Origin of the sequence: Frankia nepalensis, from assembly GCF_016786325.1 — a bacterium.
In the GTDB taxonomy this organism is placed as follows: Bacteria; Actinomycetota; Actinomycetes; order Frankiales; family Frankiaceae; genus Pseudofrankia; species Pseudofrankia nepalensis.
This window is the reverse complement of sequence record NZ_JADWYU010000224.1, coordinates 1-13,866: the sequence shown is the minus strand read 5'-3', so window position 1 is coordinate 13,866 and position 13,866 is coordinate 1. Positions and strand designations below refer to the sequence as shown.

General features: G+C 75.2%; 12 protein-coding genes. 8 read left to right on the top strand and 4 right to left on the bottom strand.

What is annotated here, in order from left to right:
- Window positions 1-15: 15 nt before the first annotated feature.
- From I6A81_RS35415 to I6A81_RS35400, 4 genes are all read right to left on the bottom strand, one after another.
- On the bottom strand, window positions 16-555 hold the full coding sequence (locus tag I6A81_RS35415; protein WP_203010425.1) for a hypothetical protein: 540 nt from the start codon (window positions 553-555) through the stop codon (window positions 16-18).
- The gene (locus I6A81_RS35410; RefSeq protein WP_203004977.1) at window positions 552-1,499 is read right to left on the bottom strand and encodes a DUF692 domain-containing protein; all 948 of its coding nucleotides are present in this window, start codon (window positions 1,497-1,499) and stop codon (window positions 552-554) included. The genes I6A81_RS35415 and I6A81_RS35410 overlap by 4 nt, the downstream gene beginning before the upstream one ends.
- 213 nt (window positions 1,500-1,712) lie before the next feature.
- Window positions 1,713-2,738: a hypothetical protein gene (locus I6A81_RS35405; RefSeq protein WP_203004978.1), complete on the bottom strand. Its 1,026-nt coding sequence runs from the start codon at window positions 2,736-2,738 to the stop codon at window positions 1,713-1,715.
- Between the two features lie 214 nt (window positions 2,739-2,952).
- Complete coding sequence (locus I6A81_RS35400; protein ID WP_203004979.1) at window positions 2,953-3,897, bottom strand: TIGR04222 domain-containing membrane protein; 945 nt, start codon at window positions 3,895-3,897, stop codon at window positions 2,953-2,955.
- Between the two features lie 164 nt (window positions 3,898-4,061).
- On the opposite strand from I6A81_RS35400, the gene argC reads away from it, so the two are divergent.
- The 8 genes from argC to I6A81_RS35360 all read left to right on the top strand — a co-directional run bounded on the left by argC (window position 4,062) and on the right by I6A81_RS35360 (window position 13,198).
- On the top strand, window positions 4,062-5,123 hold the full coding sequence (gene argC / locus I6A81_RS35395; RefSeq protein WP_203004980.1) for an N-acetyl-gamma-glutamyl-phosphate reductase: 1,062 nt from the start codon (window positions 4,062-4,064) through the stop codon (window positions 5,121-5,123).
- A gap of 177 nt (window positions 5,124-5,300) precedes the next feature.
- Window positions 5,301-6,458, top strand: a complete 1,158-nt coding sequence (gene argJ, locus I6A81_RS35390; RefSeq protein WP_203004981.1) for a bifunctional glutamate N-acetyltransferase/amino-acid acetyltransferase ArgJ — start codon at window positions 5,301-5,303, stop codon at window positions 6,456-6,458.
- 154 nt (window positions 6,459-6,612) lie between these two features.
- Window positions 6,613-7,626, top strand: a complete 1,014-nt coding sequence (argB, locus tag I6A81_RS35385; protein WP_238429729.1) for an acetylglutamate kinase — start codon at window positions 6,613-6,615, stop codon at window positions 7,624-7,626.
- Between the two features lie 26 nt (window positions 7,627-7,652).
- Window positions 7,653-8,954 carry an acetylornithine transaminase gene (locus I6A81_RS35380; RefSeq protein ID WP_307875141.1) on the top strand — a complete coding sequence of 434 codons (1,302 nt, stop codon included), beginning with the start codon at window positions 7,653-7,655 and terminating at the stop codon, window positions 8,952-8,954.
- Window positions 8,951-9,931, top strand: a complete 981-nt coding sequence (argF, locus tag I6A81_RS35375; RefSeq protein ID WP_203004982.1) for an ornithine carbamoyltransferase — start codon at window positions 8,951-8,953, stop codon at window positions 9,929-9,931. Before I6A81_RS35380 ends, argF begins: the two co-directional genes overlap by 4 nt.
- Before the next feature lie 140 nt (window positions 9,932-10,071).
- Entirely contained in the window at window positions 10,072-10,734 is a 663-nt protein-coding gene (gene argR, locus I6A81_RS35370; RefSeq protein ID WP_203004983.1) for an arginine repressor, read from the top strand.
- A gap of 209 nt (window positions 10,735-10,943) precedes the next feature.
- Window positions 10,944-12,416 (top strand): argininosuccinate lyase, encoded by a 1,473-nt coding sequence (argH, locus tag I6A81_RS35365; protein WP_407661432.1) that lies wholly within the window; start codon window positions 10,944-10,946, stop codon window positions 12,414-12,416.
- A 152-nt stretch (window positions 12,417-12,568) separates the two neighbouring features.
- Window positions 12,569-13,198, top strand: a complete 630-nt coding sequence (locus I6A81_RS35360; protein ID WP_203004984.1) for a DNA-3-methyladenine glycosylase — start codon at window positions 12,569-12,571, stop codon at window positions 13,196-13,198.
- Window positions 13,199-13,866: the final 668 nt, after the last annotated feature.

Here is a 13,866-nt window from a genome sequence, read left to right as displayed (position 1 = left end):
AGGGAGCCGTCGTGGTCAGGCGGGGTCGCTGTCGTGTCCTGGAGCGCGCGGGGACGTACGGAGGGACAGACGGAAGGACAGGAGGCGGGTGCCCAGGCCGGGGGCGCGGACCGCGACCAGGGCACGGCCGCCGGGGCGGTCGGCCAGGAGGGCGAACCGGCGCGTGGCGGCGCGCGCGAGCAGCAGCTCGCGGCGGGCGTTCCCGGTGAGCCCGGCGCGGTGCGCCCCCGCGAACGCCAGGCCGTCCTGGTGGGAGCCCAGCGGCGGCCTGGTCGCGGCGAAGGCGGCGAACTTCTCGGCGAAGCCAGGCTCGGCGGCGAGCGCGGGCCACCGGCGGGCGACGCCGGCCAGCCGCTTGTCGAGCAGCGCGCGCCGGGTGACCGCCAGCGCCGCCCGGTCGAAGCCGTCGGGATCCGGGCCACCGGCGACGAGCGCCGCGAGCAGCTCCGCCTGCGCCGCCGCCAGCCGGGTCCGCGCGGCCTCCACGTCCGGCAGGCCGGCCGGCCCGGCCGGGCCGACCGGGCCGACCGGGCAGGGCGGCCCGACCGCGGTCACCAGAGCGCTCCGGGCGGAGGCGGGGCCAGGGGGCGGCGGGCTGGTCGGTCGCCGGCGGCGGTGACGACCTCGTCGAGCTCGTCGTGCAACCGGCTGGGCGGCGGGTAGTGGCCGTCGCGTTCCAGCAGGTAGGCCGCCTGGCCGGGGCCCGAGCGGCCGTGCGCGCGCAGCCGGCGGACGGCCTCCGCCAGCAGCTCCAGCGGGCCCGGGCCGACGCGGTGCAGGTGGGTGTCGTGGTAGTGCTCACCGAGCATGACGCCCCCGGCGACGTGCAGGTAGGCGACGCGTTCCCAGGGGAGCCGGTCGAACGTGGTGGCCGGGTCGAGGCCGTGGTTGACGGTGTCGCCGTAGAGGTTCGAGATGTCGAGGAGCAGCGGGGCGTCCGTCCGTTCGGCCAGCTCGGTGAGGAAGTCCGCGAGGGTGAGCTCGTTGTCCGGCCAGCGCAGCAGCGACGCGGGATTCTCCAGGGCGAGCGGCACCGGCAGCTCGGCCCGCGCGATCCGGACGTTGGCGGTCAGCACGGCCAGCGCGTCCCGGGTGTGGGGGACCGGCAGCAGGTGCCCGGCCTCGTGCCCGCCGGTGCGCACGAAGGCGGCGTGCTCGCTCACGAGCGGCGCGTCCAGGGCCTGGGCCAGGGTCGCGATCCGGCGCAGCCGCGCTGCCTCGGGCGGCTCGGCGCCACCCAGCGACAGGCCGATGCCGTGCGGCACGACCGGCACGCCGAGGCCGAGCAGCGCCGGCGGCAGCGGGCCGCGTCCGGGCATGTTCTCGACGATCACCTCGACGAACCCGAGGTCGGCGCGAGCCGCGAGCATCCCGGCGATCTCCGGCCGCCACCCGACCCCGAACCCGGTCACCGCCGCCCCCGGGGCGGAGCGCGGCTCGGGGTCACCCGGCGTAGCCGGGATGTCGGCCCGGCGTCTCGTGGCGGGAGGAGAGATCATCCGGCTTGTCCTCCTTGCGAGGTGGACGCGCGTCGGCGCGGGTTACCGGAGTGCGCAGGTGTGCCTTCGCCACAGATGGTGCGCAACGGGCCGCCCCGGCGCTGTCCGGAAACCGACGCGGGGCGGAACGCGGCGGTGGCGGTCCTGCCCGGCCTGCCCGCTGGCCGGCTCCCGCCGGGCCGCTCCCACGGGTTCGCGGACCCGGCCGACGGCTCAGCCACAGCCTCCGCATCCGCTTCCGCAGCTCCCGCCTCCACTGTCCTGACGGTCCGCGTCGGACAGTGCCGTCAGGATGGCCATCCAGGCCGCGCCGCGGGCGTCGTCGGAGGAGCCGCTGGCCGCATGGCTCGTCGCTCCGCCGGGAGCACTGTCAGTTGCTCCTGGACGCGGGATCGGCGCTTGGTAGCCATACCGTCCATCGGGCACGCCGAGACGGGGCGCGAGCTCGGGATCGACATCCCAGACGTAGGACGGGCCGAGCAGCGCCGCCACGATCGCGAGCTGGCCGGTGTCGCCTCGGCCGTAGGACTGCCTGGTCTGCTCGCGGGCCGCTTTCAGCAGCGCCCCGGCGGCTGGCGGGCGCTCGTGGAGGTCCCCGAGCGAGATGGGCGCCGCGAACATCAGAAACACCGTGACGGCGAGCAGGCCAAGCAGGACCGGCCAGTCGGGCCGGTCCATGGCGAGCAGGACGAAGTTCGCGACGAGCGCGGTGGTGGCCAGGTACATGACGGCGAAGCCGACGCGGGCCGCGTGCTGGGCCAGCCGGCGCCCGCCCGGCCTCCAGGCCAGCCCGCGGGCGACCAGGCCGTCATGGCTCGCGGCGATCGCCCCGGCGACCTCTGCCGGGGCGCCGCGCACCGACGGCGCCGCCGCGCCGTCGGACGTCGAGAACGACACGTCGCCGCACACGGCTGAGAACGGCAACTCCCCGGCTGACCGGATGGCCTCGACGCAGCACGCCGCGACCGGACGCGGATCGGGGGGTGGCCGGCCGGTCACCATCAGCCGGCCCGGCGTCGGGCCTGGGCCGATGGTCCCGGCCTCGTGCAGGCGCAGGACCGTCGCGACGGTCGGGGACTGCTCGCCGAGCAGCGCCAGGTCCTCGACCGACACCAGCCGCGGGTCCCGCGGCGCCAGTCGCCGCGGGGCGAGGGCGCGACGCCGGGCGGTCAACGCTCCCGCGAACAGCAGCGCGAGGAAGCCGACGGAGCACAACAGGCCCAGCGTGGCGGACGACATGGGCGGTGTCCTTGTCGCGTGTGGAACGGGCGGATCCCGAGGACGAGGGCAGGGAGCTGACGGTCTCGGGCTGGGGAGCATCCTGATGATGAGCAACTGTCGCGCCTGGTGCTGTCCGGTATGCGACATCCAGTGCGGGTGCGGCGGTTGGACCGCCGCACCCGTGCGGAGCGCCGGCGGGAGCGGCGCCGCGGTGGGAGGGGGCTCGGTGGCCTCAGTCCCCGCCTCCGCCTCCGCCGCAGCCGCCCCCGCTGCCACCGGATCCGCCGCTATCACCGGATCCGCTGTCACTGGATCCGCCGTCTCCACCGGTGCCGCAGCCGCCGCCCCCGCCGCAGCCGGCCGCGCTGGCACAGCCGGAGTCCCCTCGATAGCCGTGGCCGCCACCTGAGCCGCCTCGCCGCGGTGCCGCTGGGACGACGCCGAGGCCGGCGGCGAGGCGCGGATCCGCGCTCCAGAGCGCCTCCGGGCCGAACACCGCCACCGCCAGCGCCCGCTGGCCGGGTAGCCCGCCGCCAGCCAGCGCCCAGGCCCGGTGGCGGGCCGCGGCGAGCAGCGCGGCGCCGGACCGGCGGTGCGGCGGGGAGGTCCCCAGCGCGATGAACACGGTCAGCGGGACCAGAAAGCCAAACACCGCGCTCACCGGGCTGTCGACGACGGCGGACACCAGAAAGGCCGCCACACCCAGGACGGCCAGCGCGACGGCGAGCCGACGCAGACCGAGCAGCAGCCGCCGGCTGGCCGGGCTGGGCAGCAGGCCGCTGGCCACCAGGGCGCGGCGGGTGGCGTCCGTCGCGGGGCTGGTCGCGACCGCGCGGCGGACCGCGAGCGGGTCCACGTGGCCCGCCTGGCGGACCAGGTCGTAGCAGCCGGCGGAGATCGGGTGCGTCCCGATCGGTGGCAGCCCGACGGGCGCGAGGAGTCCGGTGGCCTGAGACGGCGCGATCGCGCCGGCCTCATAGAGCCGGACGACGGCGGTGGCGGCGGCGCGGCGCGGCCCGCCGGCGAGCAGGGCGAGCTCCTCGACCGGCACCAGCTGGGGATCCACCGGCGGCCAGTAGCCCGGCCCGCGGATCCGCTGGCGCAGGGCCAACAGCGCGAGGCCGGTCACGCCGACGGCGACCGGATAGCAGACGGCGAACAGGATGGTCAGCGCCATGGTCCGCGCTCGCCAAGGCTGATCAACCCGGTCACACCGCGATCGTGGCAGAGCGGCGCGTGGACCAGACGCTGCTGTCCTTGACCCGACCGGCCGCCGACCAGTCGTGCTGGGAACAGGAAAAGACTGGATGTCCATACGTGCGTGTGCATAGAATTGCGGCCATGGGCATGACGGCGGCGGTCATCGGCGGCAGCGGGTATGGCGGCGGCGAACTCCTGCGCCTGCTGCTCGCGCACCCGGAGATCGAGATCGGGGCGGTGGCGGCGCACAGCAACGCCGGCGAGGACATCGCCGACGTCCACCCACACCTGCCGGACCTGGCCGGGCGGACCTTCGTCGACACGGCGGCGGCCGTCGCGTCCGGGGCCGGCCTGATCTTCCTGGCGCTGCCGCACGGCCGGTCGGCCGAGGTCGCGGCCACCATCCCGGCGGGCGTCAAGGTCGTCGATCTGGGCGCCGACTTCCGGCTCGCGAACGCCGACGAGTGGGCCAGGGCCTACGGCGTGCCGCACGCCGGCACCTGGACCTACGGCATGCCGGAACTGCCCGGCGCGCGGGCCGAGATCGCCGCGGCCGAGCGGGTGGCGGCCCCCGGCTGCTACCCGACCGCGGTCTCGCTGGCCTACGCCCCGCTGCTGGCCGCCGGTGTCATCGAGCCGGCGGACCTGGTGACCGTCGCGGCGAGCGGAACCTCCGGCGCCGGCCGGTCGGCCAAGGTGAACCTGCTCGGCAGCGAGGTGATGGGCGACGTGACCGCCTACAAGGTCGGCCGCCACCAGCACGGCCCGGAGATCGTCCAGAACCTGGGCCGCGTCGCGGGCGCGCCGGTGACGCTCTCGTTCACCACGACACTCGCCCCGATGCCGCGCGGCATCCTCGCGACGTGCACCGCGCGGCCCTCGTCGAAGGCGGGCACCGACGAGCTCGGGGTCGGCCTCGCCTTCGACGACGAGCTGATCACCGGGATCCTGCGGGCCTTCTACGCCGACGAGCCGTTCGTGAAGGTGCTGCCCGCCGGGCGGTGGCCGCGCACGTCGGCCACCCTCGGGAGCAACACCGTCCATCTCCAGGCGACGTTCGACGAGGGCGCGGGCCGGGTGGTCGTCATCTCGGCGATCGACAACCTCACCAAGGGCGCCGCCGGGCAGGCGATCCAGTGCGCCAACCTGATGCTCGGCCTGCCCGAGACCCTGGGCCTGCCCGTCACCGGCCTCGCGCCCTGACACGCCCCGCGCCCCCGGTGCCTCCACGCCGCGGCCCCGGGCCGGCAGGCACGCCCCAGAACAGGACCGGCCTCAGCGGGGCCTGGACCTGAGGCGGGCGTTCCAGCGGTAACCAGAGTCCCAGCGGCAACCAGAAGTGCGACACAACGGTCGACCGAAAACGAATCGAGGAAGCGCGTGAGCGTCACCGCCCCGAAGGGCTTCCGGGCCGCGGGTGTCGCGGCCGGGCTGAAGCCGTCCGGGCGTCCGGATGTCGCGCTCGTCGTCAACGACGGGCCGTCGGACGCCGCGGCCGGCGTGTTCACCACCAACCGGGTGCAGGCCGCGCCCGTCCAGTGGACCCGCCAGGCGCTGGCGGACGGGCGCCTGCGCGCGGTCGTCCTCAACTCCGGCGGCGCCAACGCCTGTACGGGGCCGGACGGGTTCGCCGACACCCACCACACCGCCGAGCACGTCGCCAGGGCGATCGGGATCGGCGCCGGCGACGTCGGAGTCTGCTCGACCGGCCTGATCGGCGTCCGGCTGCCCATGGACCTGCTGCTCAACGGAGTCACCAGGGTCACGAACCTGCTGTCGACGGACGGCGGCCCGGCGGCCGCGGAGGCGATCCGGACCACCGACACCGTCAGCAAGCAGGCGGCGCGGACGTCCGCGGACGGCTCGGTGACGGTGGGTGGCATGGGCAAGGGCGCCGCGATGCTCGCGCCGTCACTCGCGACCATGCTCGTCGTCGTTACGACCGACGCGGTCGCCGACGCGGGGACGCTGCGCCGGGCGGTGACGGAGGCGACCCGGCTGACGTTCCAGCGGATCGACTCCGACGGCTGCCTGTCCACCAACGACACCGTGCTGCTGCTGGCCTCCGGCGCGTCCGGGGTGACCCTGCCCGAGGAGGAGCTCACGGCGCTGGTCACCGACGTCTGCATGGACCTCGGCAAGCAGATGATCGGCGACGCCGAGGGCGCCACCAAGGACATCGCGATCACCGTGACCGGCGCCGCGTCCGAGGACGACGCGCTCGAGGTCGGCCGGTCCATCGCCCGTAACAACCTGCTCAAGTGCGCGCTCTACGGCAAGGACCCCAACTGGGGCCGGGTGCTCGCCGCGATCGGCACCACCAGCGCCGCCTTCGAGCCCGACGAGCTCGACGTGGCGATGAATGGCATCTGGGTGTGCAGGGCCGGCGCGCCGGGCCAGTCCCGTGACCTCGTCGACCTGTCCGGCCGTGAGATCACCATCGTCGCCAACCTGCACGCCGGCGCCGCCGAGGCGACGATCTGGACCAACGATCTGACCGACGGCTACGTCTACGAGAACTCGGCGTACTCGACGTGAGCGCGCCCAGCGTCCGCGGCGCGGGCCGCGCGAGCACGGACAGGCGCGAGACGGCGCGCGAGACGGCGTGGATGCGGGGGATGGGGTCATGACGGTCGCGAACGACGCCGAGGACGCGTCCACCGCTCCGCCGGCCACGGAGGCCGCCGCGCGGATGGCTCGCGCGGTCCCGCCGCGCGAGCCGTCCGCGCTCGCGCGGGGCCACGCGGCGCTGCCGAAGACGCGGGTGCTCGTCGAGGCGCTGCCCTGGCTCGCCCGCTTCCACGGCGCCACCGTGGTGATCAAATACGGCGGCCACGCGATGACCTCACCGGCGCTGCGGGAGGCGTTCGCCGAGGACGTCGTGTTCCTGCGCCTCGCCGGTATCCGGGTCGTCGTCGTGCACGGTGGCGGCCCGCAGATCACCGCGCACCTCGACCGGCTGGGCGTGAAGTCCGAGTTCACCGGCGGCCTGCGGGTCACGACGCCCGAGACGATGCAGATCGTCCGGATGGTGCTCGTCGGCCAGGTGAACCGCGACGTCGTCGGCCTGGTGAACAACCACGGCGCGTTCGCCGTCGGGCTGTCCGGCGAGGACGCGAACATGTTCACCGCGCGGCGCCGCCCCGCGGTCGTCGACGGCGAGGAGGTCGACATCGGCCTCGTCGGCGACGTCGTCGAGGTCGCGCCGGAGACGGTCAACGCGCTGCTGGACTCGGGCAAGGTCCCGGTGATCGCCACGGTCGCCCGCGGCGAGGACGGCGGCGTCTACAACGTCAACGCGGACACGGCCGCCGCCGCGCTCGCGGTCGCGCTCGGCGCCGGGAAGTTCGTCGTGCTCACCGACGTCGAAGGGCTCTACGCCGACTGGCCGAGCTCCGAAGAGGTGATCAGCGAGCTGGACGCCATCGAGCTCGAGGCGATGCTCCCGACCCTGACCGCCGGGATGATCCCGAAGATGGAGGCCTGCCTGCGCGCCGTCCAGGGCGGCGTGCCGCAGGCCCACGTGCTCGACGGCCGCGTCCCGCACGCCGTCCTGCTGGAGATCTTCACCGACGAGGGCGTGGGCACCCTGATCACCCCGGCCCTCAAGACGAAGCCCTCCGGGGGAACCGACCCCCAGCGCCCCGACCAACAGGACGCGGGCGAGCCCGCCGCGCCGACCGCGCCGACCGGAGGCCACGCGTGACCACCAACATCGCCACCTCCACCGGTATCGCCACCTCCACGGCGGCCGGCACCCCCGCGGCCCAGCCGGGCGTCGGGCCCGACCTGTACGACCGGCGGGACGCGGTCGTCATGGGCACCTATGGCCGGCCGGCCGTCGCGTTGGCCCGCGGCGCAGGCAGCCGGGTGTGGGACGTCGACGGCAAGGAGTACCTCGACCTGCTCGCCGGGATCGCCGTCAGCGCCCTCGGCCACGCCCACCCCGCCGTCCGCGACGCCGTCACCGCCCAGCTCTCCCAGCTTGGCCACACGTCCAACCTGTACGTCAACGAGCCGCAGGTGCTGCTCGCCGAGCGGCTGGTCGGCCTGCTGGGCGTCGACGCGCGGATCTTCTTCGCCAACTCGGGCGCCGAGGCGAACGAGTGCGCCATCAAGATCACCCGAAAGACGGGCCGGACGGAGCTCATCGCCACCGAGGGCTCGTTCCACGGCCGGACTCTGGGCGCCCTGTCGATCACCGGCCAGCCCGGCAAGCGGGCGCCGTTCGAACCGCTGCTGCCCGGCGTGACGTTCGTGCCCTACGGCGACGTCTCCGCGCTGAAAGCCGCGATCAGCGAGCGCACCGCCGGGGTGTTCCTGGAGCCCACGCTCGGCGAGGCGGGCATCATCCCGCCACCGCCCGGCTACCTCGCCGCCGCCCGGGCGCTGTGCGACGAGACCGGCGCGCTGCTGGTCCTCGACGAGGTGCAAAGCGGCATCGGCCGCACGGGCGCCTGGTTCGCCCACCAGACCGAGGGCGTGCTGCCCGACGTGCTGACCCTGGCCAAGGGCCTGGGCGGCGGGCTGCCGATCGGCGCCTGCGTCGGCATCGGCGCCGCCGGCCGGCTGCTCGGCCCCGGCGAGCACGGCTCGACCTTCGGCGGTGGCCCCGTCGTCTGCGCCGCCGCGCTCGCGGTGCTCGACACGATCGAGTCCGAGGGGCTGCTCGCCTCGGCGACCCGGGTCGGCGAGCGGCTCGCCGACGGCATCCGCGCCGCCGCGGCGTCCGGCGTGCCCGGCATCGCCGGGGTGCGCGGCGTGGGCCTGTGGCTGGCGATCGAGCTGTCCACCGGGTCCGAGGCCGCCGAGGCGCCCGTGACCGCGGCGGCGTTCGAGACGGCGGCCCGCGCCGCCGGGTTCCTGGTCAACGGGATCGCCCCGGCCACCGTCCGGCTCGCCCCGCCCCTGGTGCTCACCGACGCCGACGCCGACGCGTTCGTGGCCGCCCTCCCGGGCATCGCGGCGGCGGCGGTCGCCGCGGGCGCCGAGGCCGGCGGGCCGGCGACGCCTGGCCGTAGGGTCAGCTCATGACCGTCCGCCACTTCCTCCTCGACACCGATCTGACGCCGGCCGAGCAGGCGGCGCTGCTCGACTCGGCCGACCGGTTCAGGGCCCAGCGGCGCTCGCCCGAAGCCCAGCGCCCGCTGGCCGGCAGGTCGGTCGCGCTGATCTTCGAGAAGCCGTCGACGCGGACCCGGCTGTCCTTCGAGGTCGGGGTCGCCGAGCTCGGCGGGCACCCGGTCGTCATCGACGCCGCGACCACCCAGCTCGGCCGCGGCGAGACGATCGAGGACACGGCCCGGGTGCTCAGCCGGTACGTCGACGCGATCGTGATCCGCACCTTCGGCCAGGACCGGATCGAGCGCCTGGCCGCCGCCGCGACCGTGCCAGTGGTCAACGCGCTCTCCGACCACGCCCATCCCTGCCAGGGACTCGCCGACCTGCAGACCATCCGCGCCGCCACGGGCCGGCTCGCCGGCGTGACGCTGGCCTACGTCGGCGACGGGAACAACGTCGCGCACTCGCTGCTGCTCGCCGGCGCGATGGCCGGCCTGCGGGTGCGGGTCGCGACCCCGCCCGGCTATGAGCCGGACCCGAAGGTCGTCCGCCAGGCCGCCGAGATCGGTGCCCGCACCGGCGGCGCGGTCGAGGTCCGAGACGACGCCCACGCCGCCGCCGAGGGCGCCGACGTGCTCTACACCGACGTCTGGGCGTCGATGGGCCAGGAGGCCGACGCGGTCAGCCGTCTCGCGGCCTTCCAGCCGTTCCGGCTCGACGAGTCCGTGCTCGCCGCGGCCAAGCGGTCGGCGATCGTGATGCACTGCCTGCCTGCGCACCGTGGCGAGGAGATCTCCGCCGGCGTGATGGACGGCCCGGCCTCGGTCGTCTTCGACCAGGCCGAGAACCGGCTGCATGCCCAGAAGGCCCTGCTCACCTTCCTGCTGACCCGCCAGGACGGCGCGAACACGGCCACCCCGACGACCGCCGTGGCGGGCGCCGGCGTCTGACCTCGCCCGACTCCGCCGTCGCCCGCCGCCTAACGGCCGGCCCGGCCGTCAGCGCCGAACGACGCTCACCACCGACCATGACCCCACTCACGGACCCCCACTCACGGACCCTCCACTCGCAGGACACCACCGGGACGGGCATGACATCAGGGACCAGGCCAGCGGCGCCGCTGACCAAACGCGCCCGGCACGCGCGGCTCGCGGCACTGATCTCGGCGCACCCGGTCCGCTCCCAGACGGAACTCGCCAGGCTGCTGGCCGTCGAGGGCGTCCGGGTCACCCAGGCGACCCTGTCGCGGGACCTGGAGGAGCTGGGGGCCACGAAGGTTCGCGGACAGGACGGCACGCTCGTCTACACCGTCGACGCGGGGCTCGCCCCGGCCGAGACGGTGCGCCTGCCGCTGTCCCGGCTGTGTGAGGACCTGCTCGTCTCCGCCGAGGCCAACGGCGACCTCGTCGTGCTGCGCACCCCGCCGGGCGCCGCGCAGCTGTTCGCCTCCGCGCTCGACCGCGCCGCGCTGCCGGAGATCATGGGCACAATCGCCGGCGACGACACCATCCTGGTCGTCTGCCGCGCCCTGCCGCTGTCCGACCAGGAACCCGGCCCGGAAGGCGGGGGCGTCCTCGAGGGGACGGTCCAGCGGGGCCTGGCCCGGGCCGCCGCCCCGAGTGGCCCGCGGCTGGCCGACCGCCTGCTCGGCCTCGCCGAGGGGCGCGACCGGCCGGGCGAGGACCCACCCGTCGCCGGGGTGCCGTCGGTGCCGATGCCCGTGGGAGAACGGGCCCACGCCCAGCGGACGTGAAGCCGAAAGAGGACGACGGCGGGGCCGCGTCCGAGGACGGCGGACAGGACGGTCGAGACCACCACGCGGGCAGGCCCGCGTGGGCACAGGCCCGAGCCCGGCCACGAAGGACCTCGGACACGGATCCTCGTCCGGGTCTGGTCCTCGTCCGGCCGGCCACCAGGGACACCGGCCGCATGTGGCCATCAGCGACATAGGGAGCAACTGAGGTGAACACGACCGGCACCGGCCCGGCCGGGACGGGCGAGACGGCTGGACAGAGCGTGGAGCAGGCCGGGGGAGCGCCGCTGCGGCTGTGGGGCGGGCGGTTCGCCGGCGGCCCGGCCGAGGCGCTCGCCCGGCTTTCCGTGAGCGTCCACTTCGACTGGCGGCTCGCCCCGTACGACCTGCTGGCCTCGAAGGCGCATGCCCGGGTGCTGCACCGCGCGGGCCTGCTCGACGACGCGGAGCTCGCGGCGATGCTCGGCGCCCTCGACGAGGTGGCCGGCGACGTCGCGGCCGGCCGGTTTCTGCCGACCATCGAGGACGAGGACGTGCACACCGCGCTCGAACGGGCGCTGGTGGAACGGCTCGGCGCGCTCGGCGGCAAGCTGCGCGCCGGCCGCAGCCGCAACGACCAGGTCGCCACCGACCTGCGCCTGTACCTGCGCGAGGCCGCCCGCCAGGTCGCCGCGGCGGTGACCGACCTGTCGGAGGCGCTCGTCGACGTCGCCGAGGCGCACGTCGACACCCCGGCCCCCGGGATGACCCACCTGCAGCACGCCCAGCCGATCTCGTTCGGCCACCAGGTGCTCGCCCACGTGCACGCGTTCGTCCGTGACGTGGACCGGCTGCGCGACTGGGACCGGCGGGCCGCGGTCTGCGCGCTCGGCGCCGGCGCGCTCGCCGGGTCGTCGCTGCCGCTCGACCCGGAGGGCGTCGCCGCCGAGCTCGGCTTCTCCCGGGCGTTCGCGAACTCCATCGATGCCGTGTCGGACCGGGACTTCGCCGCGGAGTTCCTCTTCGCCGCGGCCATGATCGGTGTGCACCTGTCCCGGCTCGGCGAGGAGCTCGTGCTCTGGACCAGCCGCGAGTTCGGCTGGGTCGAGCTCGACGACGCGTTCGCCACCGGCAGCTCGATCATGCCGCAGAAGAAGAACCCCGACGTCGGCGAGCTCGCGCGGGGCAAGTCCGGTCGGCTCATCGGCGCGCTCACCGGCCTGCTGACGACGCTCAAGGGCCTGCCGCTGGCCTACGACCGGGACCTGCAGGAGGACAAGGAGCCGGTCTTCGACGCCGTCGACACGCTCCTGGTCGTGCTGCCCGCGGTCACCGGGACCGTGGCGACCATGCGGGTCCGCGCCGAGCGGCTCGCGGCCGCGGCGCCGGACGGCTTCTCGCTGGCCACCGACGTGGCGGAGCACCTGGTCCGCCGGGGGGTGCCGTTCCGGTCGGCGCACGAGGCGGTCGGCGCGCTCGTCGCCTGGTGCGTCGAGCACGACGTCGACCTCCACGAGGTGTCCGACGAGCGGCTCGCGGCCATCGACCCGGTGCTCGGCCCGGACGTGCGCGCCGTGCTGTCGGTCGCCGGTGCCCTCGAGGCGCGGTCCGCGCCCGGTGGCACGGCGCCGTCGCGGGTGCGGGAGCAGATCGCGGCGCTGCGCCCGACGCTCGCCACCGACCGGAAATGGGGCGATCGCTAGAAGGGCGCTGGCGCGCCCCGGACCTCCCAGATCGCTTGCTTGCCGGATCGGCTTCGCCGAGCCAGCGGGAACCGCGGGTGCTCCGCGTGGCCGGGCGCTTCGTGCCCGCCCGGACCCGATCCCGGGCTGATGCGGAAGGTACGGGGTGGCACATGACCGGAGGCGGGGATCATGGCCCGTCCGCGCCGTCGGTCGCGGACGAGTTCTTCGACCGGCCCGTGCTGGCCGTCGCGCGCGACCTGCTCGGCGCGACGGTCCGGCACGGGCCGGTCGCCGTCCGGATCACGGAGGTGGAGGCGTACGCGGGCCTGGACGACCCGGCCTCGCACGCGGCCCGCGGCCCGACGCCGCGGGCGGCCGTGATGTTCGGGCCGCCCGGGCGGGCCTACGTGTACTTCATCTACGGCACGCACTGGTGCCTCAACCTGGTCTGCGAGCCGGCCGGATCGGCCGCCGCCGTCCTGATCCGGGCGGGCGCGGTGATCGACGGGCTGGAGACGGCGCGCGCCCGCGCGCCCCGGCTGGCCGACCGGGACCTCGCTCGCGGCCCAGGCCGCCTCGCGCGTGCCCTGGGCATCGACGGCACCCTGACCGGCTGCCCGGTCACCGGGGACGGCCCGCTCGTGGTCGAACCGGCCGCGGACGGTCCGGCGGGCCCGGTGCTGGTGGGCCCGAGGGTCGGAGTACGCGCCGCCCATGACCGGCCCTGGCGTTTCTGGCTCGCCGACAACCCGACGGTCAGCGCGTGGCGCGGGCCGGGGCGAAGGCCGGCGGTGCCCTGACGGCGGGCGGTGCTTCAGCCGCGGGCGGTGCTTGCGGCCACGCTGAGGAGGCGGGCGGGATCGCGGGCCGTGGAGGCGGGTCTGGACCTGATCGCGTCGGATGCGTCGGCGGGCGCGGAGGCCGCCGGGCCGATGGCCAGGGCTTGCCGGGCCAAGGGGCGCTGCGCAGACGGATGCTGTGCGACGGATGCCGTGCCGACGGACGCCGTGCAGGCGGGCCGCCAGAGGCGGATCCTGTTCAGGGCCCGGCTAACCAGCCTCCCATGTCCCGGGAGGTCGTCCAGCTGGTCGCCTGCGATGTGACGGAGGTCACAGCGATTCGGGCCGTCTGCGTTTGACGCTTGCCGCCGCGCGACCGTAATGTTCTCTCCACAGCGCCGGACACGGCGGACAGCGGAGCCCCTAGGGCTCACCCGAGAAATCTCGGGCTTCGCCCCGGTGCCGGTAGCGCCCCAATCTGGGCGTATGGGACGTGGCGGTCACCGAGCAATCGGAGAGGCCAGACACGATCCTTCCGAATACTTCGGAAAAGCGCGAGTGAACAATCGCGCCGGTGATTCGCCTGGTAGGGTGTGGATCCGGTTCATGCGTCCGCTCCTTGAGAACTCAACAGCGTGCCATAGAAGTCAGTGCCATTTACCCCGTCTGCGGGTGGTGCTGGTGCCGGG

Excerpts from the sequence above, each read along its gene's own strand:
- I6A81_RS35360 (WP_203004984.1), top strand. The coding sequence starts at position 12,569 with ATGACCGGAGGCGGGGATCATGGCCCGTCCGCGCCGTCGGTCGCGGAC.
- argF (WP_203004982.1), top strand. The coding sequence starts at position 8,951 with ATGACCGTCCGCCACTTCCTCCTCGACACCGATCTGACGCCGGCCGAG.
- argC (WP_203004980.1), top strand. The coding sequence starts at position 4,062 with ATGGGCATGACGGCGGCGGTCATCGGCGGCAGCGGGTATGGCGGCGGC.
- I6A81_RS35410 (WP_203004977.1), bottom strand. The coding sequence starts at position 1,499 with ATGATCTCTCCTCCCGCCACGAGACGCCGGGCCGACATCCCGGCTACG.
- argR (WP_203004983.1), top strand. The coding sequence starts at position 10,072 with ATGACATCAGGGACCAGGCCAGCGGCGCCGCTGACCAAACGCGCCCGG.
- I6A81_RS35405 (WP_203004978.1), bottom strand. The coding sequence starts at position 2,738 with ATGTCGTCCGCCACGCTGGGCCTGTTGTGCTCCGTCGGCTTCCTCGCG.
- argB (WP_238429729.1), top strand. The coding sequence starts at position 6,613 with ATGGCTCGCGCGGTCCCGCCGCGCGAGCCGTCCGCGCTCGCGCGGGGC.
- I6A81_RS35400 (WP_203004979.1), bottom strand. The coding sequence starts at position 3,897 with ATGGCGCTGACCATCCTGTTCGCCGTCTGCTATCCGGTCGCCGTCGGC.